This is a genomic window from Microvirga antarctica (assembly GCF_017921815.1).
GTDB classification, from domain to species: Bacteria; Pseudomonadota; Alphaproteobacteria; order Rhizobiales; family Beijerinckiaceae; genus Microvirga; species Microvirga antarctica.
In genome coordinates, this window is the sequence record NZ_JAGEMM010000006.1 from 74,352 (window position 1) to 97,500 (window position 23,149).

The 23,149-nt window shown below is 64.1% G+C and carries 23 protein-coding genes; 12 read left to right on the top strand and 11 right to left on the bottom strand.

Annotated elements, in window-relative coordinates; translation table 11 throughout:
* The first annotated feature begins 15 nt into the window (after positions 1-15).
* Genes J4G32_RS16900 through J4G32_RS16910 form a run of 3 tightly spaced genes read left to right on the top strand, consistent with a single transcriptional unit; the run spans position 16 to position 3,586 of the window.
* On the top strand, positions 16-1,989 hold the full coding sequence (locus J4G32_RS16900) for a TonB-dependent hemoglobin/transferrin/lactoferrin family receptor (protein WP_210496692.1): 1,974 nt from the start codon (positions 16-18) through the stop codon (positions 1,987-1,989).
* A gap of 17 nt (positions 1,990-2,006) precedes the next feature.
* Positions 2,007-2,999: a calcium-binding protein gene (locus J4G32_RS16905; RefSeq protein ID WP_210496693.1), complete on the top strand. Its 993-nt coding sequence runs from the start codon at positions 2,007-2,009 to the stop codon at positions 2,997-2,999.
* Positions 2,996-3,586: a hypothetical protein gene (locus tag J4G32_RS16910; RefSeq protein WP_210496694.1), complete on the top strand. Its 591-nt coding sequence runs from the start codon at positions 2,996-2,998 to the stop codon at positions 3,584-3,586. The genes J4G32_RS16905 and J4G32_RS16910 overlap by 4 nt, the downstream gene beginning before the upstream one ends.
* Here J4G32_RS16910 and J4G32_RS16915 read toward each other — a convergent pair.
* Both J4G32_RS16915 and J4G32_RS16920 read right to left on the bottom strand, forming a co-directional pair.
* The gene (locus J4G32_RS16915) at positions 3,583-3,954 is read right to left on the bottom strand and encodes a VOC family protein (protein WP_210496695.1); all 372 of its coding nucleotides are present in this window, start codon (positions 3,952-3,954) and stop codon (positions 3,583-3,585) included. The genes J4G32_RS16910 and J4G32_RS16915 overlap by 4 nt on opposite strands.
* A 63-nt stretch (positions 3,955-4,017) precedes the next feature.
* On the bottom strand, positions 4,018-4,713 hold the full coding sequence (locus J4G32_RS16920) for a helix-turn-helix transcriptional regulator (RefSeq protein ID WP_210496696.1): 696 nt from the start codon (positions 4,711-4,713) through the stop codon (positions 4,018-4,020).
* Between the two features lie 190 nt (positions 4,714-4,903).
* On the opposite strand from J4G32_RS16920, the gene eda reads away from it, so the two are divergent.
* The 4 genes from eda to J4G32_RS16940 all read left to right on the top strand — a co-directional run bounded on the left by eda (position 4,904) and on the right by J4G32_RS16940 (position 9,657).
* Positions 4,904-5,548 carry a bifunctional 4-hydroxy-2-oxoglutarate aldolase/2-dehydro-3-deoxy-phosphogluconate aldolase gene (eda, locus tag J4G32_RS16925; protein ID WP_210496697.1) on the top strand — a complete coding sequence of 215 codons (645 nt, stop codon included), beginning with the start codon at positions 4,904-4,906 and terminating at the stop codon, positions 5,546-5,548.
* 61 nt (positions 5,549-5,609) lie between these two features.
* Positions 5,610-6,407 (top strand): tellurite resistance TerB family protein, encoded by a 798-nt coding sequence (locus tag J4G32_RS16930; protein WP_246505185.1) that lies wholly within the window; start codon positions 5,610-5,612, stop codon positions 6,405-6,407.
* 65 nt (positions 6,408-6,472) lie between these two features.
* Positions 6,473-8,278, top strand: coding sequence for an IlvD/Edd family dehydratase (locus tag J4G32_RS16935; protein WP_210496698.1), 1,806 nt, complete (start codon positions 6,473-6,475; stop codon positions 8,276-8,278).
* Positions 8,279-8,631: 353 nt separating this feature from the next.
* On the top strand, positions 8,632-9,657 hold the full coding sequence (locus J4G32_RS16940) for an AraC family transcriptional regulator (protein WP_210496699.1): 1,026 nt from the start codon (positions 8,632-8,634) through the stop codon (positions 9,655-9,657).
* Position 9,658: 1 nt separating this feature from the next.
* Here J4G32_RS16940 and J4G32_RS16945 read toward each other — a convergent pair whose 3' ends face one another.
* Positions 9,659-10,093, bottom strand: coding sequence for a hypothetical protein (locus J4G32_RS16945; protein ID WP_210496700.1), 435 nt, complete (start codon positions 10,091-10,093; stop codon positions 9,659-9,661).
* 101 nt (positions 10,094-10,194) lie between these two features.
* Here J4G32_RS16945 and J4G32_RS16950 point away from each other — a divergent pair, with 101 nt between their 5' ends.
* Positions 10,195-11,238, top strand: a complete 1,044-nt coding sequence (locus J4G32_RS16950; protein WP_210496701.1) for an AraC family transcriptional regulator — start codon at positions 10,195-10,197, stop codon at positions 11,236-11,238.
* On the opposite strand, the gene J4G32_RS16955 is transcribed toward J4G32_RS16950, so the two are convergent.
* From J4G32_RS16955 to J4G32_RS16985, 7 genes are all read right to left on the bottom strand, one after another.
* The gene (locus J4G32_RS16955; protein WP_246505187.1) at positions 11,235-12,194 is read right to left on the bottom strand and encodes a 2-hydroxyacid dehydrogenase; all 960 of its coding nucleotides are present in this window, start codon (positions 12,192-12,194) and stop codon (positions 11,235-11,237) included. The two genes, J4G32_RS16950 and J4G32_RS16955, sit on opposite strands and share 4 nt — an antisense overlap.
* 43 nt (positions 12,195-12,237) lie before the next feature.
* On the bottom strand, positions 12,238-13,098 hold the full coding sequence (locus J4G32_RS16960; protein ID WP_246505189.1) for a DMT family transporter: 861 nt from the start codon (positions 13,096-13,098) through the stop codon (positions 12,238-12,240).
* 127 nt (positions 13,099-13,225) lie between these two features.
* The gene (locus J4G32_RS16965) at positions 13,226-13,753 is read right to left on the bottom strand and encodes a MarR family winged helix-turn-helix transcriptional regulator (protein ID WP_210496703.1); all 528 of its coding nucleotides are present in this window, start codon (positions 13,751-13,753) and stop codon (positions 13,226-13,228) included.
* A 100-nt stretch (positions 13,754-13,853) separates the two neighbouring features.
* Positions 13,854-14,717 (bottom strand): ABC transporter permease, encoded by an 864-nt coding sequence (locus J4G32_RS16970; protein WP_210496704.1) that lies wholly within the window; start codon positions 14,715-14,717, stop codon positions 13,854-13,856.
* 2 nt (positions 14,718-14,719) lie between these two features.
* The gene (locus tag J4G32_RS16975; protein WP_210496705.1) at positions 14,720-15,517 is read right to left on the bottom strand and encodes an ABC transporter ATP-binding protein; all 798 of its coding nucleotides are present in this window, start codon (positions 15,515-15,517) and stop codon (positions 14,720-14,722) included.
* A gap of 2 nt (positions 15,518-15,519) precedes the next feature.
* A complete protein-coding gene (locus J4G32_RS16980) occupies positions 15,520-16,530 on the bottom strand; it encodes an ABC transporter substrate-binding protein (protein ID WP_210496706.1) in 1,011 nt (336 codons plus the stop codon).
* Between the two features lie 96 nt (positions 16,531-16,626).
* The gene (locus tag J4G32_RS16985; RefSeq protein WP_210496707.1) at positions 16,627-18,186 is read right to left on the bottom strand and encodes an OpgD/OpgG family glucan biosynthesis protein; all 1,560 of its coding nucleotides are present in this window, start codon (positions 18,184-18,186) and stop codon (positions 16,627-16,629) included.
* 655 nt (positions 18,187-18,841) lie between these two features.
* Between J4G32_RS16985 and J4G32_RS16990 the strand changes: the two genes are divergently transcribed.
* From J4G32_RS16990 to J4G32_RS17005, 4 genes are all read left to right on the top strand, one after another.
* Complete coding sequence (locus J4G32_RS16990; protein ID WP_210496708.1) at positions 18,842-19,996, top strand: type III PLP-dependent enzyme; 1,155 nt, start codon at positions 18,842-18,844, stop codon at positions 19,994-19,996.
* Between the two features lie 131 nt (positions 19,997-20,127).
* Positions 20,128-20,700, top strand: a complete 573-nt coding sequence (locus J4G32_RS16995) for a GNAT family N-acetyltransferase (protein WP_210496709.1) — start codon at positions 20,128-20,130, stop codon at positions 20,698-20,700.
* Positions 20,701-20,806: 106 nt separating this feature from the next.
* Positions 20,807-22,237 (top strand): homospermidine synthase, encoded by a 1,431-nt coding sequence (locus tag J4G32_RS17000; protein WP_210496710.1) that lies wholly within the window; start codon positions 20,807-20,809, stop codon positions 22,235-22,237.
* Between the two features lie 51 nt (positions 22,238-22,288).
* Positions 22,289-22,627, top strand: a complete 339-nt coding sequence (locus J4G32_RS17005; protein WP_210496711.1) for a hypothetical protein — start codon at positions 22,289-22,291, stop codon at positions 22,625-22,627.
* On the opposite strand, the gene J4G32_RS17010 is transcribed toward J4G32_RS17005, so the two are convergent.
* Entirely contained in the window at positions 22,628-23,143 is a 516-nt protein-coding gene (locus tag J4G32_RS17010) for a DUF2937 family protein (RefSeq protein ID WP_210496712.1), read from the bottom strand.
* Positions 23,144-23,149: the final 6 nt, after the last annotated feature.

A 23,149-nucleotide genomic window follows, 5' to 3' on the forward strand; every position in this document is an offset into this window, starting at 1 on the left:
GTCGCCGCAGCGGCGATGGCTGCGCTGCTCGCTCTCACGGCGGGCGCGCGTGCGCAGCGCCTCGACGAGACCGCAGCGGCGGATGACCTGATGATGCTGGACACGATCACGGTGACGGCGACGAAATCCGGCGAGCGGGTCTACGATTCCCTCTCGGGATCGAGCGTGCTGACGGGTACAGACCTGCAGCGCAGTCTCCAGCCCGGCAGTGTGACGGACATCCTGCGCCTCGTGCCAAACGTGACGACTCAAACCTCCGGCGGGGATCCGGGCGCGGGAGTGAATATTCGCGGCCTCCAGGATTACGGGCGGGTGAATGTGCTGGTCGACGGCGCGCGCCAGAATTTCGCGCGCGAGGGGCATGGCGCAAACGGGCAGTTCTATTTTGACCCGGAGATGATGAAATCAGTCGACGTAACCCGTGGGCCCGTCTCAACCATCTACGGATCGGGCGCGATCGGCGGCGTCGTCAGTTTCACAACGCTTGATGCCGGCGACATCCTCAAGGATGACGCGACTCTGGGTGGCCGGATCAAAGGCGTGTGGGACACCAACGGCCCCGCGCCGTTGATCCATGGGGAAGTCGCGGCGCGCTCCGGCACCGCCTTCGACATTCTGGCGGCCGCAACCTTGCGAGCAGCCGGGAACTACACGGACGGTCGTGGCGCCACCGTGGACTTCACCGCGCAGGACCTGCTCTCCGGACTCGTCAAGGCACGGATCAGACCCGCCGACAACCATGAGATCACGCTCTCCGCGCTGCGGATCGGGAACGCTTTCGAGAGCGGGCTCGGCACCATCTACAACACCCGCACGAACGCCGACACCTACACCGCAGGCTATCGCTGGACTCCTGATTCCGACTTCTGGAACCTGAGCGCCAAAACCTATTTCACAACGACGAACGTGGAACAGAGGACGTTGAGCGGTCTCAATGTCGGGGGCCTCAAGACATTTGAGATCGGGACATTCGGCATCGATGCGTTCAACACCTCGCGTTTCGAGACCGGTCCCCTCCGCCATGAGGTCACCGTCGGTGGAGATCTTTTCAACGATCAGGTCGAGACAACCGATTCCTACGGAACCAGTGCTCAACTCACGCCCTCTGGCCGGCGGATGGTGGCTGGCGCCTTCGTTCAGGACAAGATCACTTATGCAAGCTGGCTCGAGATCGTCGGTGCGCTCCGGTACGATTTCTATCGGCTGAGCGGCAATGGCATTGAGAACGAGGGCACGCGGCTCTCACCCAAGATCACCGCTGGCGTCACTCCGTGGGAGCCGGTGACGTTCTATGCGAGTTATGCTGAAGGTTATCGCGCGCCTGCCCTGATCGAGACGCTGATCGAAGGTTTCCATCCGCCACCGGTGAGCGCCGGCCGGTTCTTCCCCAATCCTGATCTCAAGCCGGAAATCGCCCACAATATCGAGGGTGGCGTCAATGTCCGCTTCAATGACGTGCTCGCCGCGAACGATCAGTTCCGACTGAAGGTCGGGGTCTTCCGCAATCGCGTGGACGATTACATTGAGCAGGTCTTCACGCGCTTTCCCATTCCCGGCGGCTACCAGTACCAGAACATCGCCCAGGCGGTTCTGCATGGGTATGAAGCGGAAGGCGTCTACGATGCGGGGAGCTTCTTTTTCTCGCTCGCGGGCGGCGTCACCGACGGCAAGAACGCCAAAACCGGGGAAGGGCTCAACTCCGTCTCGCCCGGCAAGATCAGCGGCACGGTGGGCTTTCGTGCCCTTGACGCCAGCCTCGAGTTCGGCGTGCGCGTGACCGGTGTGGCGCAGAAGAAGGACGCGGCAGACTTCGGGTTTGTCGGCGACGGCTACGCGCTCGTGGATGTCTTTGCGAGCTGGAAGATCAAGCCGGACATGATAGCGGGCCTCGTCATCCAGAACCTGTTCGACCGCCAATATACACAATACCTCAACGCGCAACCCAGCCCCGGACTGAGCGCCAAGGCCAGCCTGTCCATCCGCTACTGAACCATGGAGATTGCCTGATGATCACCATCACGCTGAAGAATGTCGGAAGCGCCTCCAAGGGCGTTAATTTCGACAGCTATATCAAGAGCTATTTTGCGAGTTTTGGGTTCGAGGGTTGGCCCTACATCACCGGCGGGGCGGGCCAGTATGATGGCAATCAGCTGATCCTGCTGGACAATCTCGCGGGCCGCAACACCAAGACCATGGTGTTGGATGGCACAGGCTTCTCGTACGACCTCTCAAAGCACATCATGAGCGGGACGTTGAAGACCATCAAACTCGGCACGCTTGGTGACAGCTATCAATCCGGTGGCTCGTTCCAGACCGACGGCGCTGGACGCATCGTCAACGTTTCGGCACCCGTCGAGATAACGGGGTTGTCGATCGCCAACGGCGCCGGCGTGCGGGGGGATTTCCACAATCTGACGTCAGGTCTCATGGGCGGAGTCTCTGCAAGTCACAAAGCCGATGCGTCGATCCTGAAGGATTCGCTGGCGAGCGAGGCGATCAGGCTGGTCGGGTCGGCTGGCGCCGATACCTTCACCGGTACCAAGTTCTCCGACATCATCCGCGGCAATGCCGGCAACGACGTTCTCAACGGCGGCCTTGGCAAAGATCAGATTCGCGGCGATGCCGGAAAGGACAAAATCTACGGTGGCAACGGGGCGGACAAGCTCTGGGGCGGCGCCGATGCCGACGTCTTCGTCTACAAGAGCGTGGCTGACAGCACCGTCCGTTCCGCAGGCCGCGACACGATCTACGATTTCTCCTTGCGTCAGGACGACAGGATCGACCTGCGGGGAATCGACGCGAAAGCGGATCGCGGCGGCAACCAGGCATTCACGTTCATCGGCAAGTCGGCGTTTCACGATGTGGCAGGTGAACTGCGCTATGCGACCGTCGGTAAGAACACCTATCTGTACGGCGATGTGAATGGCGACGGGGTGGCCGATTTCGCGATCCACCTCAAGGGTGCGCTTGCACTGACCAAGGGTGATTTCTACCTGTGACGTCGGACAAGGATTCCGGCGAGGGAGGGGCGCTCGATGCTTCGGCGATCGAGTTGTCGTTGCGGTTTCAGGGTTTTGCCGCGGGCCCGGGCGCCGGCGGAGTCGGTCGCGCGTTTGCACACCAGGCAGCTCCGCATGGTGATCCCGCTTGGGCCAATGCCTGGGCGCGGCTGACGGCAGTAAGGGTCTATCTCGCGCTCAGTGCGGATCCGCTGGTAGGCCGCACGGAGCGGGGGGTTCTCCTGAAGGCGCTCGCGCGCCATATCGGCACAAGCGAGGCGTACCTTAGGAAGCTCGCGACCCGGTACTTTTACGCCCAGTCCCTCGACATGTTCCTCCCGCGCAGGATGGGCCGCGCGGTCGCGACCGCGTCAGGGGCTGGCAGCCGGGGACGCCGGATCGATCCCCGTGTCGCTGCCATCATGGCCGAGGAGGTCGCCGTCTGGCGGCAGGCGGGCGCCGATCCCGCCCGCAGGATGTCGGTCTACGAGCGGGTGATGGAGCGCGCCGCTGCCGAGGGCCTGCGGCCACCCGCCTATCCGACGCTGCTTGCGAGGATGAAGCGGGCGACCACGGTGCCGCGTTAAGCCGATGCTGGCGCAAAGACCCGCAGTCGATGTCCGTCAGGATCGAGCGCCACGAAGGTCCGGCCAAAATCGAGCGAGACGGGTGTCTGGAGTATCGTGAGTCCGCGCCTTGTCCATTCCGCGAAGGTGGCGTCGACGTCCGGTTCGCTGCCGAGCCGGAAGGCCACTTCCGCGCCGCCGCCCATCCCGGTCGGCACTGGCTCCACCGTGCGACGTCCCCACAAGCCGAGCTTGAGCCCCGACGCGAGGACGAACAGGACGAACGTGTCGGTCGCCTCGACCGGCTGGGCCTCCAGCAAGTCAGCGTAGAAACGGCCGCTGGCTTTCGGGTTCTCCACGTAGAGAAGGATGTAGTCGGGTTGGGTCATGGGATGGCTCCTGCTGGTCGATGGCAGAACCGTACCGGACCATGCTGTCAGTTTCCGGCAGCATCAATCAAGCCGACGGGAAATCCCCTCGCGCTCGCGCCATTCCTTCAACAGGACCTGGCGGCGGCGTGGATAGCGGCTGTCCGAGACCGCCAAATGGGTGATTCTGTCCGCTCGAAAATGGCGGTAATCGCCTCTAAGTTCGCACCACCCCAGGACGATCCGGACACGATCGAAGTAGCCGAGCGCGAAGGGCCAGATGGTTCGTTCAGATGGCGTTCCCGCACCGTTGCGATAGGTGATGGCGAGTTTGCGCTCGGAGCGGATCGCCTTGCGCAGGGTCGCCAGATCCACGGCATCCGACACCAGGGAAGGGCCGGGTCCGACGAGGAGCGTGGAAGCATCAAAACTGTCGCGCAGATCGGCCGGGAGCACAGCGGCGATTTTCGCCAAGGCATTGCGGGCGGCCGTGCCGAGGGGATCATCGGCGCGGTCGGCGACCCAGCGGGAACCCAGCACGAGGGCTTCGAGCTCATCTTCGGAGAACATCAGCGGCGGCAGCATGAAACCGGGCCGGAGCAGGTAGCCGAGTCCGGGTTCGCCCGCGATCTCCGCGCCTTGGGCGCGCAGGCTGGCAATGTCGCGGTAGAGCGTGCGAAGGCTGATGCCCAACTCATCGCAAAGCACGCGGCCGCTCACCGGGCGACGGTAGCGGCGCAGGGTCTGCAGCAGGCCTAGCAGGCGTTCCGACCGTGACACGCTTCCCTCCCAACGGCCGATGATGCCATATTCTGGCAGCAATAGCCTATTGCAGAAAGGAACGGCCCGCGCCAACTCCCCGATGCTTGACGCCACGGCCAGAATGGGTCTGGTTGCGGCACCACAGCGCCGAAATCGGTTTCGCGATGTGAGGCGAATCGCGCCGCTCACGCTCCAGGAATTGCCTGTCATGAACGCACATATTGCCACCCTCCGCGCCTACACGAAGCTCGCGGCTGTCATCCCGGTCGTGACCATCGAGGATGCGCGCCAGAGCATCGATCTGGCGCAGGCACTGGTGGAGGCCGGCCTCCCGGTCATCGAGATCACCTTGCGCACGCCGGCGGCCCTGGATGCGATTGCGGCTATTGCAAAGGCAGTCCCGAACGCAGTTGTCGCCGCCGGCACGGTTCTGCACAAAAGCCAGATCGCCGAGGTCATCGATGCCGGAGCCAAATTCATCGTCACGCCCGGCACGCCCACGCGTCTCGCGGAGGACCTGGCCGAAGCGTCCATTCCGGTGATGCCGGGCTGCGCGACCGTGTCGGAGGCCCTGAGCCTTGCGGCGATGGGGTTCGAGATCCTCAAATTTTTCCCGGCAGCCGCTTCGGGGGGGGCGGCCTGGCTGAAATCGGTTCGTGGACCACTGCCGGCCGTATCCTTCTGCCCGACCGGAGGGATCGATCTGCAAACCGCGCCGACCTATCTGTCGCTTCCCAACGTAATCTGCGTGGGCGGCACGTGGGTGACGCCCATGGATGCGCTGCGCGCCGGCGACTTCGCGCGCATCGGGACATTGGCGGCCGGGGCAGCACGCCTGAGCGCCCAAAGCTGAACCATTCGCGCACCCTTCCGTTGTGTCTGCACATGTGATGGCGGACAGGCAGGAGGTCACGATGGTGGATTACAGGAAGCTTCTGGATGCGGTCGTGGGCTCCATGGGCAGAGGCGATGTGGCGGGCACGGCCCGTGAGGCCGCAGCAGGGCTCGGCAAGACCGTCGACCAAGCGGTCGCCGACGTGAAAGCCACGACGCCGGACCAGTTTCTGCAGAAAGCCAAGGAACTGGCGGCACAGCATCCGGGCCTCACACAGGCCGCCGTCGTCGGATTGGCTGGCCTTCTGTTCAAGAATCGGAAAGGTGGTCTGTCCAGCGGCCTTGTGAAGCTTGGCGGCCTCGCGGTCATCGGTGCCCTTGCGTATAAGGCTACGCAGAGTCGGTCGACAGGCCCGACGGAGCCTTCGCGGTTCTCGGATGGGCCCACGCCTGTGGCTTTGGATCCCGCATTGAAGGCGCTGGCGCCAACGGACGACGATGCTCGCCTTCTTCTGCGCGCCATGGTAGCGGCGGCAGCCGCCGACGGGCAGATCGACGACAACGAGCGTACGCGTATCACCAAGGGGCTGGTGGATGCTGGCATCGATCCTGAGGCCAGTCGCTGGCTCGAAGACGAGATGGCATCGCCCGCAGATGTCGACGAACTGGCGGAACCGGTGAATGATCCCGACCTGGCAGCCCGTGTCTATGCGGCAGCCCGGATCACCATCGACCCGGACACCCTGCAGGAGCGTGATTTCCTGCAACGGCTGGCTCTCGCTCTCGATCTTGACCCGGCGGTCCTGCGCGAGATCGATTCTGCGGCGACGGGCCTGCGCGAGAAGGCTGCAACGGACGCCCCCTCGCATCACGGTTGATTTCGTCGGCCGGACCGAGTGATATCCGCTCGACACGGACGCGACGACGTCGAAAGGAATCAGGAATGGCTGCCAGACCCCAGCGGCGCACGCCGGATCAGCTTCGTTCGAGGCTCTGGTTTGATAACCCCGACAACCCGGGGATGACCGCGCTCTATCTTGAGCGTTACCTCAATTATGGGCTGACTGCCAAAGAGTTGCAGGGCAAGAAGCCGATCATCGGCATTGCGCAGACGGGTTCGGACCTCGCCCCGTGCAACCGTCACCATTTGGAACTCGCCAAGCGCGTCCGCGAGGGAATTACGGCCGCGGGCGGCGTGGCCTTCGAGTTTCCCTGCCACCCGATCCAGGAAACCGGAAAGCGGCCGACGGCCGCTCTCGATCGCAACCTCGCCTACCTGTCGCTGGTGGAGGTTCTTTATGGATATCCGCTGGACGGGGTGGTGCTGCTCACCGGCTGCGACAAGACCATGCCGGCTTGCATGATGGCAGCCGCGACGGTGAACATTCCTGCAGTGTCGCTGAATGTCGGGCCGATGCTCAATGGCTGGCATCACGGGGAGCGGACAGGCTCGGGAACCGTGATCTGGAAAGCCCGCGAGCGACATGCCGCAGGGGATATCGACTACCAGCAATTCATCGACATCGTGGGCTCCTCCGCGCCGTCGGTGGGCCACTGCAACACGATGGGCACGGCCTCCACGATGAACGCCCTCGCCGAAGCGCTCGGGATGTCGCTGACCGGCTCCTCGGCGATTCCCGCACCCTACCGCGAGCGGGGGCAAATGGCCTACGAGACCGGCAAGCGGATCGTCGACATGGTCTGGGAGGACCTGAAGCCCTCGGATATCCTGACGCGGGAAGCCTTTGAGAACGCCATCGTGGTCAATGCGGCCATCGGGGGCTCCACCAACGCGCCGGTTCATATCAATGCCATCGCGAAACATGTGGGCGTGGCGCTGGATTGCGACGATTGGGAGAAAGTCGGTTTCGAGACGCCGCTCCTGGTCAACATGCAGCCGGCCGGCCTCTATCTGGGCGAAGAATATTTCAGGGCGGGAGGGCTGCCTGCCGTGATCGCCGAGTTGATCGGCGCCGGCAGGATTCATCAGGACGCACTGACCTGCACGGGCCGGACCATCGGCGAGGATTGCCTGGGTAAATTCACCTGGGACCACGAGGTCATCCGGTCTTATGACAACCCCCTCAAGGAAAAGGCGGGTTTCCTGAATCTGAAGGGGACCCTGTTCGATTCGGCGATCATGAAGACGAGTGTGATCAGCCCGGAATTCCAGGAGCGATACCTCGACAACCCGGAGGATCCCAATGCCTTCGAGGGGCCGGTCGTGGTGTTCGAGGGCCCGGAGGATTACCACCACCGGATCGACGATCCGTCCCTGCATATCGACGAGCATACCATCCTGATCATGCGCGGTGCGGGCCCGATCGGCTATCCGGGCGCTGCGGAGGTGGTCAACATGCAGCCACCGGGGGCCTTGATCCGCAAGGGGATCCTGTCCCTCCCGTGCATCGGCGACGGACGCCAGTCGGGAACATCGGCAACGCCCTCGATCCTCAACGCCTCGCCAGAGGCTGCGATCGGGGGCGGCCTCGCCATCCTGGAAACCGGCGACCGTATCCGGATCGATCTGAACCTTCGCCGCGCCGACATCCTGTTACCTGCCGAAGAACTGCAGCGCCGCCGTGACGCGCTCGCCGCAAAGGGCGGCTTTCCCTATCCGGCAAGCCAAACGCCCTGGCAGGAAATCCAGCGCGGGATGGTCGCGCAATTGTCCGAAGGCATGGTTCTCAAGCCGGCGGTCAAATACCAGAAGGTCGCCCAGGCCTCCGTGCCGCGCGATAATCACTGACGTCAGGCAGGAGCGCGGGTGGCCGGTGTTTCGAGCTCCCGACTGGCACCGCCCGTTGTGGCGCCTGTTGGGCGTGGTGCTTGCGTCGCGTCTTGAGTTTGACAGGAGTCGTGTCGCGGTTGTGTCCGGAATCGTACTCTTGCTAGGATGGTTGCGAACGCGATATCGTCAAGCTTGGCGATCGGAAATGCAGCCATGCACGGACAATGCCGTTCTCTTCCTGATACGAGGGGCCCTTCGGGACGCCGCAAAAGCCTGATTTGGGATCAGGTTCCTGGCCAGCCCGCCGGCGGTCGCACGCGCGTCGTGCGCCGCACGGCCATCTCCCACCTGTTCCGCCGGGATCCCGGCGCATGAGCGGCGCCTCGGGCGAGCTCCCGGCTCCGGCTGTCGGAGCCCTCTCGCAGACCCCCGGTCTGATCGATCGATCGGGCCGCTTTTCGACCCTGGACGAGGTCGAGCATGTGGTCGGGGCTGCGGTTACTGAGCATCGCCTGGTTCCCGCGACGCGGCATGCGCAGGTGGCGAGCGCCTTCCAGTTTCATGGCGCGCGAGATCTCGCCACCTTCAGTATCCGTTACGGGTGCGCCCTGACGGTCGAATGGAAAGATCTCGAGGCTCCGGAGCGCCTCGCCTTCATCGTGGCGACAGAGGGGAAGGGCCAATTGCTGCACGGGCGCAGAGCCCACGTGATTTCGGCCTCCGAGGGTGCCGTCGTGACCTCTGGATCGCAGGAACTCCTGCAATACGGCGAGGATTGCGAGACCGGCGTCCTCGTGATGAACCGCAGAAAGCTCAACGAGCATTGCGCGCGGCTCCTCGGCCGGGACCCCATCGAAGTCGCATTCGACACCAGCTTTCCCCTTGAGAGCGCCCAAGGACAAAGCTGGCTGCGGCTCTACCGCTACGCTTCCGCTGAAATCGCCAATCCCGACTCCCTCGTTCGATCCATTGTGGCGGCGCGGGCGAACCTGGAGCAAATGGTTCTGACGGGACTGCTTTTCGGGCACCGCCACACCTACAGCGACGCACTCATGCGGCCGCAACCTGCGGCAGCGCCGTTCTATGTGAGGCGGGCCGAAGCCTTCATCGAGGCCTCTTTCGCCGATCCGATTTCCATTGCCGATATTGCAGCCTATGCGGGAGTCAGCGCCCGCAGCCTGCAAAGCGGCTTCCAGACATTTCGCGGCACAACGCCAATGATGTTCCTGCGCGCGGTCCGGCTGCGCCATGCCCACCGCCAGCTCCAGCATGCCGATCCGACCGCCTCGACGGTGACCGAGATCGCTATCGGCTGCGGTTTCAGTCATCTGGGAGAATTTGCCGCTCATTACAAGCGGACGTTCGGCGTTTCGCCGCGGCAGACCCTTGCCGGCTGATCTAGAGGGCCGAGCCGCGGACGGCACCGTAGCGCATCCCGTAATGGCCGACCTCGGGGACCGGCCGCGGAGAGGCGGAGGGTGCCCAGTTTTCGCCGCCGGCCCGGGCAATCCAGGCTGCGGCGCGTTCGTCACGCCAGTTGAGGCGCAGGGCGGTTCGGAAATCCGCGAGAGCGGCATGAGACTGGCCGCGCAGATAGAGACCGATGCCACGGTCCACATGGAAGGATACGAGATCCGGGCATCCGAAGAATGTTTCTTCCGCTACGGCATCTCGCCCGCGGAAGATCCAGGTCAACAACGGAGCGGTCAACTGGCTGAACCAGGTGAGTCGTTCCGGCGAACGAGCTTCGGCAGTGCGCAAAACCGTGAAGCAGCCGCGTCGGATGTCCAGCGGTTGCGCTCCGAAAGTGGGGACTGGCGGCATGAATGTCATGGTTCATCTGACACCCAGACGCGGCCTGCCGAAATCGGAATACCGCAAGTCTTGTCGCGATAACGCAGGAATAGTACCGATTTGAGCGCTTGGAGAGCTTGATGCCAAGTCAGGACAATCCTTCCAAAACCAGCCCCCCGGATGCGGCCCCCGGGCCTTCCGACCCACGGGTCGTTGATTTTGGATTCGCGTCATCCAGCCACGACGAGTTCGAGGCGGTGCTCAATAAGCTCATCTCGCCGACGCGCGTTCGGCCCAACGGCCGTGATGCTCGGTCGGGGGGGCATCTCGAATTTCATGGGACCCACAACTTCAGCGTTTTCGAATCAGCGTTCGCTGGTGTGACGCATGAACTTCCGGCCGAACCGGACGACAATCGCCTGGCCTTCGTGTCCGCATCCAGGGGGGTCGGCCAGATCGAGCTGAACCGGCAGGGCCATGTCTTCAGCCGTACATCGGGGATCCTGATGACGTCCGGCGCCCCGCGATTACTGCGGCAGTCGGACGATTGCCTCATGACGGTCTTGATCCTGGATCGCGGGCTGATCGCGAGCCATTGCGCAAAATTGCTCGGCCGCGATCTCGAAAGTGACGTTACGTTCGGCGAGACATTGCCGCTCGATACGCCGAGCGGTCAGAACTGGCTTCGGCTGGTGGACTATGTGAATGCCGAACTGAAGCAGCCATCGTCGCTCGCACGAACAGTTCCGGCGGCCTTCCAGCAGATCCAGCAAATGGTCATGACGGGCCTTCTTTACGGCCATTCGCACAACTACTCGCAGGCGCTGATGGCACCGCAATCGCCCGCTGCGCCCTATTATGTAAAGCGGGCTGAAGCATATATCGCGGCGAATTTCGGCGAGCCGATTTCGCTGGCGGAGATCGCTTCTCATGCGGGGGTGAGCGCGCGGAGTTTGCAGAACGGATTTCAGAACTTCCGGGGTCGCACGCCGATGGCGTTCCTGAGAGCCGTCAGGCTGCAGGCCGCCCATGAACGGCTTCTCGCTGCCGATCCGGCCGTCGAGACCGTAACGCGGGTCGCGCGGGATTGCGGCTTCAATCACCTGGGCGAGTTCTCGACCCATTATAAACGCACCTTTGACCTGACGCCGCGCGAGGCGCTCCTCCGGACCCGCCGCCCCTAGGGCCTGGACCACGGGGTCTCGTCGACCGGACTTAAAGGGCCCTTGCCGGAAAACCACGAGTCGAGGTTGTCGACCAGCATTTGGCCCATGGCCTTTCTCGTATGCACGGACGCTGAGGCCACATGCGGCAGCAGGACGACGTTGTCGAGGTCGATGAGGGCCTGCGGAACCTGCGGCTCATGCTCGAACACGTCCAAACCGGCAGCAAGGATCGTCCCGGTTTGCAGGGCTGCGATGAGGGCCTGTTCGTCGACCACGCTGCCGCGGGCGACGTTGATCAGGACGCCGTTTGGTCCAAGCGCCTTCAGGATCGACGCGTCGACCAGATGCCTGGTCTCCGGTCCGCCGGGGGTGATGACGATGAGCACGTCGCAGGTCTCGGCCAGGTCCAGCAGGGTCGCGCAATAGGGATAGGCTACATCCGGCTGCCGGCTGCGCCCATGATACGCGATCCTGACGTCGAATCCTTCGAGCCGTCGTGCGATGGCCTTGCCGATGCGACCCAGCCCGACGATGCCGACACGCCGGCCCCGCAGGGTCGGCGACAGGGGATACACCGCGTCCGCCCAGCGTCCTGCCCTCAGATAGCGGTCCGCCTGTGGTATCTGCCGCAGGGTGGCAATGAGGAGGCCCAGGGTGAGGTCCGCCACCTCGTCGTTCAGCACGTCGGGCGTGTTGGTGACGACGATGCCGCGCCGCGCCGCGTCCGCCACGTCGACGTTGTCGTAGCCGACGCCGAACGTGGAAACGATCTCGAGATTGGGAACCCGCTCGAAAAGCGCCGCGCCGGTCGATCCATGACTGGAGCCGGTCGCGATTCCTTTGATGCGCGGCCCGACGTCGCGCACATAGGCGTCCACGTCGTTTGCTTCCCAAAGACGATGGAGCGTGAAGCGCGCATCGAGCGCATCCATGATGCTCGGCATCATCGGCTGGGTCATGAGAATATGGGACATGGGGAGGTCTACCTGCTCGCTTGCCATCGGAATGCGTCGGTCGCTACCGGGCTTCCCGCTCACGGTAAAGCAGATAAAGGCCGGAGGCGATTACCACCGAAGCCCCGACGAAGGTCCACCGATCCGGCCAGTCCCCGAACACCACATAGCCGAGGATCAGCAGCCAGATGATCTGGGAATACATCAAGGGAGATAGGGTCGCCGCAGCGACGCGGGCATGGGCCAGGATCAGCAGCCAATGGCCGACAGCCGCGAGGACACCCATGACGAGCAGAAGGCCGAGGATCGTGGCCGAGGGCATGCCCGTCCAGATCCAGGGCAGGATCGCCGTCATGGCCACGATCCCCACAAACCCCGAGTAGAGCGTCGTGGTGGCGGATGAATCGTGAGCTGCGAGCTTGCGGGTAATGATGCCGAAAAACGCGTAGCCGATGGTGCCGGCAAGCGCGATCAGGGCCGCGGGGTGCATGACGCCAAGGCCTGGGCGGGTGATGATGAGGATCCCCCCGAGTCCGATCACGATGGCGACCATCCGCCGGGGCCCGACCCACTCGCCGAGCAGCGGTCCGGCCAGGAGCGCGACGAGAAGCGGCGTGGCGAACTGGATCGACATGTTCTCCACGAGTTGCAGGTATTTCAGCGCGGTGAACGAGCAGATGGTCGTGAACAGCATGAGGGCCGACCGAAGCAGTTGCAGGTCGAGCCGGTTGGACCGCAGAACCCCGGGCCGCGTCCACGGGTTGATCATGGCGAAGGTCAGGATCACCGCAACCACGTACCGAGCCCACACGGTGAAGAGCGGATCGACCGTGCGGTTGATGTATTTCGCTGTCGAATCGAGGGCGGAAAAACAAACGATTGCCAGGAGCATCAGCGCGATGCCGATGCCGCGCTGGCGTGTCATGGAAGCTGCAGTCGCGGCGGACGATTCGGGAAGGGCCATCCGGTGACGTTACAGGGAGGCGTTGCCGAAGAGGAGTACCATTGCCGCACAGCCCGCCTGCAAGACGGGCAGGGGTCGCCTCACGAGATCACGCGTTGGCCGCCAGAGGCTCCTCGAGGGCACCTGATTCCTCGAGCTCGTCGTCGGCCTCGAAGCCAGTCTGGTCGGCGCCGGTCAATCCCGCCAGATTCTTGGCGGCCTTGCGCAGAAGTTTTCTCAGGCGCTTGCGGTCCTTGTTGTCGAAGTCCGCGAGCAATTCGGCCTCGACTTCGTCCCAAAGGGAATTGATCGCCTCGGCCTTGCGCTTGCCTTCCTTCGTGAGCTTCACGCGCACGATCCGGGCGTCGCCGGCTTCGGTGTGCCGTTCGACCAGCTTCAAGGCGGACAGGCGAGAGATCGTCTTCGACGCCGTCGGCGGACGAACCCGCAGCATGGTTGCCAGGTCGCCCATGGTCATAGGCCCCGACATGGCGAGCGCCTGAAGCACCTGTTCCTGACCGGCAAACAAGCCGAGATCCGACAACTTGTCGCCCGTCCGGCTGCGGTGGAGACGGGCTGCCTGAACCAGCGACCACCCGACGCTCTTGGTGCCCGGATGCTTGGTCTCGTTGTCCATCACGTTCTCGCCCCTGCAACTGTCGGCGCCGACACCATCATCATGAACTCATGACGGTTCGATGACAGGCCGACACAAAGCCCACGATATCAGTCCTCGGTCATGGTTCAGGCCGCCGCTCGCTTTCATGCCAATGACGCAATGCAAGATGCGAAAGGCCGGCCATCGCCAGGAACAGGATCACGCCGACGCCGGCCAGCAGGACAAGCGCTGCGAACAGCCGGGGGATGTTCAGCCGGTACTGGCTCTCGATGATGCGGTAGGCGAGCCCCGACCCGGCCCCGGCGGAGCCAGCGGCCATCTCGGCCACGACGGCGCCGATCAGGGACAGGCCGGTGGCGATCCTCAGGCCCGCCATGAAAGCAGGCAAGGCCGCAGGCGCGCGCAGGATCCACAAGGTGCGGGCGCGCAGGCGAAAGCGCCCCCAGATCCCTGGCGCCGGTGCCGGGCCGTAGAGCGCGAAGAGCTCAAGCAGGCTCCGGTCCACCGATCTGAGCCCCAGCATGGTGTTGGACAGGACCGGAAAGAACGCCACGATCCACGCACAGGCCAGAACCGCCACGTTCTGGGGCAGGTAGATCAGCAGCAGCGGTGCGACCGCGATGACAGGCGTCACCTGCAGGACGATCGCGAAGGGATAAAGCGAATACTCGACGATTCGCGACAGACTGAAGAGGACCGCAAGGCCCACCCCTCCGAGGACCGCCAGGGCGAGGCCCAGAAGCGTGGTCTCCAGCGTGACCTGCAGCGATCCCCAGAGCAGGGGCCAGTCGGCGACCATCGTGCGTCCGATCACGCTCGGCGCGGGCAGAATGTAGGAGGGCACCGAGGTCAGGCGGACCGACATTTCCCACGCACCGAGCGCCACGATCAGCACGCCGAGGGGGATGGCGATCCGTAAGGCCGTGCTCGCCGTGGCGGTGCCGGCCTGAGGGGTGTCGGAATGGTCGTCGGGCGCTGACATGGCTATGCCTCCCCCGCCCGATTCCGTGACGCCAATCGATCCGACACGTCCCGGCAGAGCTGGGCGTAGGGCGCGCTCGTGCGAAAATTGACATCGCGGGGCCCATGTGGGTCGATCGGCACCTCGGCGGCGATCGCGCCGGGCCGCGCCGTCATCACGGCGATCCGGTCGGACAGGTAGACGCTCTCGAACACCGAATGGGTCACGAACACGACCGTGCAGCCCAGTTTCTCCCGAACGGCCAGCAGATCATCGTTGAGACGAAAACGGGTGAGCTCGTCGAGCGCCGCAAAGGGCTCGTCCATCAGCAGCAGTCGCGGCCGCACCACCAGGGCCCGCGCGAGAGATGCCCGCATCTTCATCCCACCTGACAACTCGTGCGGGAAGGCGTCGGCGAAATCGCCGATTCCCACGAGGTTTAGGCTTTCGCCGATGCGGTCCCGCGCTTCGCGACGGCCCACGCCCCGGAGACGCAGCGGGAGCCACACATTGTCCGCGACCGTTGCCCACGGCATCAGGGTTGGGTCCTGAAACACGAAGCCGATCTGGCCGCGGTGGTCGGCGCTGCTGTCGTCCGTCCATACGACGTTGCCGGCCGTGGGGGCAATCAGGCCGGCAAGGATCCGCAGGGCGGTCGACTTTCCACAGCCGGACGGGCCCAGCAGGGACAGAAACTCGTTGTCGACGACCGTGAGGGACAGGTCGGACAACGCTGCGACGCCGTTTGCGTAAGTCTTCCCCACATGGCGGAGCGCCACGAGCGCGGGTCCTGTCCTTGTCGTAAGGGACGATTGCGCCATGACTACTTCGGCAAATCGCGGCCGACGCCCTTGTTGACGAACTGGAGCGTGTAGGCCTTGCGGGAATCGAGGTCGGCCTTGAACAGGCCGGCTTTCACCATCTTGTCGAAGAAATCCTTCATGCGCGCATCGGTCATCGCGCCGATGCCGAGGCGGGATGCGTCGCCGGAATCGACGATGCCGTATTCCTTCATCCGCGCCACCGAATAGGCGAGCAACTCGTCGGTCATCTCCGGATTGTCGCGCTTGATCAGGGCGTTGGCCGCAGCATTGTCGCCGTAGAGATAGTGGTGCCATCCGATGGACGAGGCGTCGACGAAGCGCTGCACGAGATCCGGATTCGTCTCGACGACCTCGCGGCGGGTCTCGACGGTCGTGGAATAGGTGCTGAACCCGAAATCGGCCAGCAGAAAGACATTCGGCGTAAAGCCTGCCGCCTTGGCGATGGTCAGAGGCTCGGCCGTCACATAGCCCTGCTGGACAGCTTTCGCATTGGCAATGAAGGGCGCTGGATTGAACCCGAACGGCTTCACCTGCTCGTCGCGAAATCCGTACTCCGCCTTCATCCATTGAAAGAAGGTGGCGACGCCGTCCTTCGACAGCAGCAGGTCGCTTGAGGTCTTGAGATCCTCGAACCGGTCGAGCCCCTGACCCGGATGGCTGAGCAGGACCTGCGGGTCCTTCTGGAAATGGGCCGCCACCACGACGGTGGGGATATCCTTCTCGACCGCCGAGAACGCCTGGATGAGGCTGCCGCCCATATAGAAGTCGAGTTTTCCGACTGTCATGAGCATCCGGTTCGCGGCCCTTGGCCCGCCCGGCACGATCGTGACCTTCAGGCCGTATTTCTCGAATGTGCCGTCAGCCACCGCCTGATAATAGCCGCCATGCTCGGCCTGCGCGATCCAGTTGGTGCCGAACGTGACCTCATCCAGGGGGGCGGCCATGGCGGGTCCGGGGACTGCGACCCATAGCCCCCCCGTCAAAATCGACGCGCGCAAGAATCGTGTCATCGGCAGGTCCCTTCGCCACGAGAGCAAGTCCCGGTCAGGCCCGCTTTTGCGGTCTCGGGCCGAGCTTGGCAAGCACCCGTGCCGATCGGGCCGGTCTCACTCGACAGACCAGGGATAGGTCCAGGTCTCCGTCAGCGTCCGGTTGCCTGCCCGCAGGAAGGCCCGCAGGTCCGTCGACTGCCCGGGCTCCAGCTTGACGTCGACAGCGACGCGGAAACCCTTGGTGTGCCCGTTTGGCATGATGAAGCTGTGCGTGATCTTCCCATTCGAGAGGCTGGGGACAAGCTGCACCTGATCGGGATCGGTCAGATAATAGGCCAGATCGCCACCTGCGAAATCGATGATGAAGCGGCGATGAGTCGGGTCGCTTGGCTCATTCGAACCGCTGGCGCGCGGGGGGGTCTGGAATGTATTGATGACCTTGCCGCCGGGATGCATTCCGCCGATCGCCGCCACCGCCCTCAGCCGGTACGACACGGTGATCTCCTGGCCCGGCTCGTAGGCCTTGGTTGGCTCCCAGTAGGCCACGATGTTGTCGTGGGTCTCGTCCTTGGTGGGAATCTCGGCGAGTTCGATGCGGCCCTCGCCCCACTCGCCGATCGGTTCCACCCAGTATCCCGGCCGCTTGTGGTAATGGGCTTCCAGATCCTGATAGTTCTCGAACACGCGGTCGCGCTGCATCAGGCCGAAGCCACGCGGATTGTTGTCGCTGAACGACGAGATGGTTTTTCTCGACGGGTTGCGAAGGGGCCGCCAGATCCATTCACCGGCGCCGGAATGCATCAGGAGTCCGTCCGAATCGTGGAGTTCGGGTCTGAAATCATCCGTCCGCTTCTTGTCGTTCTCGCCCTCGTAGAACATGGACGTGAGGGGGGCCAGGCCGAGATTCGCGATCGCCTGGCGCGGGAACAGGGTCGCGGTGATCTCAAGGGTCGTCTCCCGGGACGGGTAGAGCACGAACCGGTAGGCACCGGCCACGGACGGACTGTCGAGCAAGGCATAGATGGTGATCCGGTCCGTGTCCGGGGTCGGCATCTGGACCCAGAACTCCCTGAAGTTCGGGAATTCCTCGGCGTCGCCACCCTCCACGTTGATGGCTAATCCCCGGGCGGAGAGACCGTATTTCTGGTCCGCGCCCAGGAAACGGAAATAGCTCGCGCCGAGAAACGCGATCACCTCGTCGAAGACCTTGGGCGAGTTGAGGGGGTAATGCAGCCTGAAGCCGGCAAAGCCCAGATTGACGGGCAGGGGACGCTCGATCTTGTTGCGCCCGTAATTGAACAATTCGCGCTGATAGGGGACGGGTGTCGGTACCCCGTCGCGCAGGACATTGACCGTCACCGGACGCTGGTACAGGAAGCCGAGGTGGAAAAGCTGCATCCGGTACTGGCTTCCGCCAGAGCCCAGAAGCGCGCGCTCCGGGCGGAAGCGGATGTCCCGGTAATCATCGAAGTTCAGGGTGTTGAGCGGTTCGGGCAGCTGAGACGGGGGCGCCTCGTAGGGAGCTGCCGCCAGTTCCCGGGCCCGGCGAATCACGTCTTCGAACTTGAAGGGGTTCGGGGCCGGCACACCACTTGGCTGCTGCTGGGCAAAGGCCGAAGTGGCGACGCTGGCCAGAAGGCCTTGCAGGATGATTCGGCGGGAGAGGGTCATCATGGAGGCCGGATTGCACTTTCTGGTCAGAAACAAGGGGTTCAGCGCGGGCTGCGCGGCGCAGGCCCAATCTCTCTTCCGTCTACTGCCGCCGCTTAATAAAGGCTGAATGGATCGCTGTGGACGAAGGTGTGGGCGCGATCTCGAAAAAAATACCCCAAAAAGGCAAAAAGGGCTTGTGATCAGAGGACGATGAGCCTATCTCCAGCCCTGCCCAATTTCGCACGTGCCCGTGGTCGCGTGCCGGTTGGTGGGCATCCGGACAAGAGGCCGGACAGCCGCCCGAGAACGTCCTAGTTCTCGATACCCCTAACCGGCAGCCGGAGGCGAAACCGGCGTACCCCGTTCTCAACGGGGGACGTGACTTAAAGCAACGACGAACGGGCTTTTTTGGTCTCGTTGGCCCTCCAAAGGTCAGCACCGAAGAGGCTTGTTTATCATTGCCGCGCGTGCGGACAGGGAATTTCCCTTTCCAAACCAAGGCAGCATCGTCGGGTGAAGAGCCCATTGCGTCGTCGTGTCTCCATCGCACGAGAGCGCAGTGTCGTCTTCCCTCGCTGACGCCGGACGTCCAAGGCTCCTCGCGGAGCCCATAGTCGTCTGAACTTTTCAATCCGGGGCCATCGCGCCTCCATTGAGCCTTTGTGGGGAAACCGCCATGACACAGCGCATTCGCGAATTCTTGCGCAACCGACGCGAAGACGGCCCTTGCGTGGTCGTCGACCTTGATGTCGTGCGCGATAACTATTCCAAATTCTCCCGGGCACTCCCCGACACGCGCGTTTTCTACGCCGTGAAGGCGAATCCCGATCCGGCGGTACTCAAGCTGCTGGCCGATCTCGGCTCGTGCTTCGACACGGCGTCAGTCGTCGAGATCGAGCTTGCCCTTGCGGCCGGCGCGACGCCTGAGCGGGTCTCGTTCGGCAACACGATCAAGAAGGAACGCGACATCGTCCGCGCCATCGCGCTCGGCGTGCGCCTCTTCGCGGTCGATTGCGAGGCCGAGGTCGACAAGGTGTCCCGTGCGGCCGCCGTGGTCGGCGTGCCGACCGGCGACGTCAAGGTGTTCTGCCGCATCCTCTGCGACGGCGCGGGCGCCGAATGGCCCTTGTCGCGCAAGTTCGGCTGCGTTCCCGAGATGGCGATCGACGTGCTCGAGCATGCTCACCGGCAGGGTCTCGAGGCCTACGGCGTGTCGTTCCATGTGGGGTCGCAGCAGCGCAACACGGAAGCTTGGGACCAGGCGCTTGCGTCGGCCTCCGCGATCTTCCGCGATTGCGCCCAGCGCGGCATCCATCTGTCGATGGTCAATCTCGGCGGCGGGTTCCCGACCAAGTATCTCAAGTCGGTTCCGGCGGTGAAAGCCTACGGCGAGTCGATCTTCCGGGCGCTCTCCAAGCACTTCGGCAACCGGCTTCCCGAGACGATCATCGAGCCGGGCCGCGGCATGGTCGGCAATGCGGGCATCATCGAGGCCGAAGTCGTGCTCGTCTCCAAGAAGAGCAAGGACGAGGACGAGGTGCGCTGGGTCTATCTCGACATCGGCAAGTTCGGCGGTCTCGCCGAGACGATGGACGAGTCGATCCGCTACCCGATCCGCACCGAGCACGACCAGGACCGCAAGGTGCCGTGCGTGCTCGCCGGACCGACCTGCGATTCGGCCGACGTTCTCTACGAGAAGGAGCCCTACATGCTCCCCTTCTCGCTGGAAATCGGCGACAAGGTGCTGATCGAAGGCACGGGTGCCTATACGACCACCTATTCGGCGGTCGCGTTCAACGGCTTCCCGCCGCTGAAATCCTACGTGATCTAAATCGCGTCCCGCCTGCCTCGGTTCGCTCGAGGCAGGCACCAACTTTTCCCCGAATGTTGTCCCGGACGGCCCGCTCGATGAGAGCGGGTGCGAGGGCTGTCGCTCACCCCACCGCACGGGAGGCCACGGCCATGATCAAAATTCGCCAAGAAATCGACCGCGACGTCGAGGCCCGCGAGACCCTGCTCGACACCTGCTTCGGACCGGAGCGGTTCGAGAAGACCTGCGAACGTCTGCGCGAAGGCCGCAAGCCTGCGCACGGGCTTTCGCTCGTCGTCACGCGCGGCGATTCCGTCGTCGGGACCGTGCGCCTGTGGCATGTCAGCGCCGGCGCGGGCCGTCCCGCCCTGATGCTGGGCCCCATTGCCATCGATCCTGACTGCCAGGGGTTGGGGCTCGGGGCACGGTTGATGCGCGAAGCGCTGGGCCGCGCTGGCGCGCAGGGTCACACGGCTGTCTTGCTGGTCGGAGACGCTCCCTACTATGAGCGCTTCGGCTTTTCAGCAGCAGCCACGCGGGATCTGTGGATGCCGGGGCCTTTCGAGCGCGAGCGTTTTCTCGGCCTGTCGCTGGCCGCCGGTGCGCTTCACGGCGCGCGCGGGCTCGTCTCGGCGACGGGCATGGCTGCGTCCAAGCCCGACTGGTCGACGCTGATTGCCGCGGCATCGCAGCCTTCCTACGCGGGCCTCAAGCTCGCCGCCTGAATCCGTTGCCTGCAATTGACAGCGCGCCGCGCCTCCTTCGATGGTGCGGCGCGTATCCGTTTCTGCGACCTCCGTCGCCCGAAAGCTGACCAAGGAGACCTGACAAATGACCAACCCGCCCATCCACGGCCAGATCACCGGCCCCGTCGTGATGATCGGATTCGGCTCGATCGGCAAAGGCATGCTGCCTTTGCTCGAGCGTCATTTCACGTTCGATCGGAGCCGCCTCGTGGTCATCGATCCCAGCGACAAGGACCGCAAGCTGCTGGACGATCGCGGCATCCGCTTTGTCCATTCGGGCCTCACGCCGGAGAATTATCGGGACATCCTGACGCCGCTTCTCACGGCTGGCGGCGGCCAGGGCTTTTGCGTCAACCTGTCGGTCGACACGTCCTCCCGCGACATCATGGAATTGTCGCGCGAACTTGGCGCGCTCTACATCGACACCGTGGCCGAGCCCTGGCTCGGGTTCTACTTCGACAAGAGCAAGGGGCCGGAGGCGCGCACCAATTACGCGCTGCGCGAGATCATCCTCGACGCGCGCCGCCGCAATCCCGGCGGTCCCACGGCGGTGTCGTGCTGCGGCGCCAATCCCGGAATGGTGTCATGGCTCGTCAAGCAGGCCTTGCTGAACCTCGCCAAGGACAGCGGCATCGCCCATGACGAGCCGGCCTCGCGCGAGGAATGGGCGGCGCTCATGAGCCGCGTGGGCGTGAAGGGCATCCACATCGCCGAGCGCGACACGCAGCGGGCCACTTCAGAAAAGCCCATGGGCGTGTTCGTCAACACCTGGTCGGTCGAGGGGTTCGTGTCGGAGGGCGTGCAGCCGGCCGAACTCGGCTGGGGCACGCATGAGACCTGGATGCCCGCGAACGGTCACGGCCACGAGACAGGCTCGCGCGCCGCGATCTATCTGCTGCAGCCCGGCGCCGACACCCGCGTGCGCTCATGGACGCCGACCGCGCAAGCCCAGCACGCTTTTCTCGTCACGCACAACGAGTCGATTTCCATCGCGGATTATTTCTCCGTTCGCGAGGGCGATACGGTCACCTATCGGCCGACCTGCCACTACGCCTACCATCCCTGCAACGAAGCCGTGCTGTCCCTGCACGAGATGTTCGGCAAGGCCGGCAAGCCGCAGGACACGTTCCATATTCTCACCGAGGACGAGATCGTGGACGGCATCGACGAACTTGGCGTCCTTCTCTACGGCCACGGCAAGAACGCCTACTGGTATGGCTCGCAGCTCTCTATCGAAGAGACGCGGGCGCTTGCGCCGTATCAGAATGCCACGGGTTTGCAGGTGACGTCGGCCGTGCTCGCCGGCATGGTCTGGGCGCTCGAGAACCCGCAGGCGGGCATCGTCGAGGCGGACGATCTCGACTTCCGGCGCTGCCTCGAGATCCAGACGCCGTATCTCGGCCCGGTGATCGGCGTCTACACGGACTGGACGCCGCTCGATGGCCGCCCGGGATTCTTCCCGGAGGATATCGACACGTCCGATCCGTGGCAGTTCCGGAACATTCTCGTTCACTGAAAGCCACACATGGTGGCCGGCCCTGCGCCGGCCACGAAGGACGCATGAACGATGCCGCATTTCGAGAACTTCTACGCCGACAAGCTTCGTGGCGCGCTCGGTGTCGCCGATGCCGACGCGGTGCTCGACCTGCGCGATGCACCTCGCGAGGCAGCGGCGGCGTCGTTGCAGGCGATGCTGGAGCGAAGTCTGCTCGTCGATGCGACGACCGTTGCAATCCGGCTCTCGCCGCCCCCCGAGGGAGGTGGCGAGACGCTGTTCCAGCCCATCGGCAAGGCCCTTCTGGAAGCCAAGAAGCGGGGCTGGATCGAGAGGCTTCATACCCTGCCGTCGCCTGACGGCCTGGGCTTCTATGTGGTTCTCGCGGGACGCTCCGAGCGCGACGCCTGATTACGAGGCCTGCACCCGGGCCGGGCGACGGAAGAGGCTGCGCAGAAATCCCCATAGCAGCAGAACGCCGCCCCAGATGCCCACGAACCCGAAGGCCGCCGATACCACGCCTTCCTGCGTGACTGGAACAGCCGGCTCGAAATCGCGATAGGCCGCGCTCATCACGTCCGTGTCGCCATCGCGCACCATGAGAGCGACCCGTCCAAACGGCCCCGCATCGATCATCGCCTGGCGGTGGGCCTCCAGGTGGCCGAGGCGCTCCACGTTTCCCTGCATGGCAACGCCCTGTCGGCTGGCCAGCGTGTCGGTGTTGGCGCGCAGGCGCAGGATCGCAGTTTGGGAGGTCTCTCCGCTTGCGCGTGCATCCGCGTTAAAGCGCGTGACGACCTGCCTCAACTCGTCGATCCCGCCCCCGAGACGCTGGCGGTATTGCTGCGAGAATTCCGGTCCCTGCGACGCCACGACGGCACCGAGCAACCCGCACCCGACAGCGCTTATGCGGATGATGCGCGACATCGTTCC

What these genes read in the sequence shown, in the direction of transcription:
- J4G32_RS16950 (WP_210496701.1), top strand. Translation starts at nt 10,195, where the DNA reads ATGCCAAGTCAGGACAATCCTTCCAAAACCAGCCCCCCGGATGCGGCC.
- J4G32_RS16945 (WP_210496700.1), bottom strand. Translation starts at nt 10,093, where the DNA reads ATGACATTCATGCCGCCAGTCCCCACTTTCGGAGCGCAACCGCTGGAC.
- J4G32_RS16905 (WP_210496693.1), top strand. Translation starts at nt 2,007, where the DNA reads ATGATCACCATCACGCTGAAGAATGTCGGAAGCGCCTCCAAGGGCGTT.
- J4G32_RS16960 (WP_246505189.1), bottom strand. Translation starts at nt 13,098, where the DNA reads ATGACACGCCAGCGCGGCATCGGCATCGCGCTGATGCTCCTGGCAATC.
- J4G32_RS16985 (WP_210496707.1), bottom strand. Translation starts at nt 18,186, where the DNA reads ATGATGACCCTCTCCCGCCGAATCATCCTGCAAGGCCTTCTGGCCAGC.
- J4G32_RS16900 (WP_210496692.1), top strand. Translation starts at nt 16, where the DNA reads ATGGCTGCGCTGCTCGCTCTCACGGCGGGCGCGCGTGCGCAGCGCCTC.
- J4G32_RS17010 (WP_210496712.1), bottom strand. Translation starts at nt 23,143, where the DNA reads ATGTCGCGCATCATCCGCATAAGCGCTGTCGGGTGCGGGTTGCTCGGT.
- eda (WP_210496697.1), top strand. Translation starts at nt 4,904, where the DNA reads ATGAACGCACATATTGCCACCCTCCGCGCCTACACGAAGCTCGCGGCT.
- J4G32_RS16930 (WP_246505185.1), top strand. Translation starts at nt 5,610, where the DNA reads ATGGTGGATTACAGGAAGCTTCTGGATGCGGTCGTGGGCTCCATGGGC.
- J4G32_RS16915 (WP_210496695.1), bottom strand. Translation starts at nt 3,954, where the DNA reads ATGACCCAACCCGACTACATCCTTCTCTACGTGGAGAACCCGAAAGCC.
- J4G32_RS16990 (WP_210496708.1), top strand. Translation starts at nt 18,842, where the DNA reads ATGACACAGCGCATTCGCGAATTCTTGCGCAACCGACGCGAAGACGGC.
- J4G32_RS16980 (WP_210496706.1), bottom strand. Translation starts at nt 16,530, where the DNA reads ATGACACGATTCTTGCGCGCGTCGATTTTGACGGGGGGGCTATGGGTC.
- J4G32_RS16995 (WP_210496709.1), top strand. Translation starts at nt 20,128, where the DNA reads ATGATCAAAATTCGCCAAGAAATCGACCGCGACGTCGAGGCCCGCGAG.
- J4G32_RS16975 (WP_210496705.1), bottom strand. Translation starts at nt 15,517, where the DNA reads ATGGCGCAATCGTCCCTTACGACAAGGACAGGACCCGCGCTCGTGGCG.
- J4G32_RS16970 (WP_210496704.1), bottom strand. Translation starts at nt 14,717, where the DNA reads ATGTCAGCGCCCGACGACCATTCCGACACCCCTCAGGCCGGCACCGCC.
- J4G32_RS16955 (WP_246505187.1), bottom strand. Translation starts at nt 12,194, where the DNA reads ATGTCCCATATTCTCATGACCCAGCCGATGATGCCGAGCATCATGGAT.
- J4G32_RS16965 (WP_210496703.1), bottom strand. Translation starts at nt 13,753, where the DNA reads ATGGACAACGAGACCAAGCATCCGGGCACCAAGAGCGTCGGGTGGTCG.
- J4G32_RS17005 (WP_210496711.1), top strand. Translation starts at nt 22,289, where the DNA reads ATGCCGCATTTCGAGAACTTCTACGCCGACAAGCTTCGTGGCGCGCTC.
- J4G32_RS16935 (WP_210496698.1), top strand. Translation starts at nt 6,473, where the DNA reads ATGGCTGCCAGACCCCAGCGGCGCACGCCGGATCAGCTTCGTTCGAGG.
- J4G32_RS17000 (WP_210496710.1), top strand. Translation starts at nt 20,807, where the DNA reads ATGACCAACCCGCCCATCCACGGCCAGATCACCGGCCCCGTCGTGATG.
- J4G32_RS16940 (WP_210496699.1), top strand. Translation starts at nt 8,632, where the DNA reads ATGAGCGGCGCCTCGGGCGAGCTCCCGGCTCCGGCTGTCGGAGCCCTC.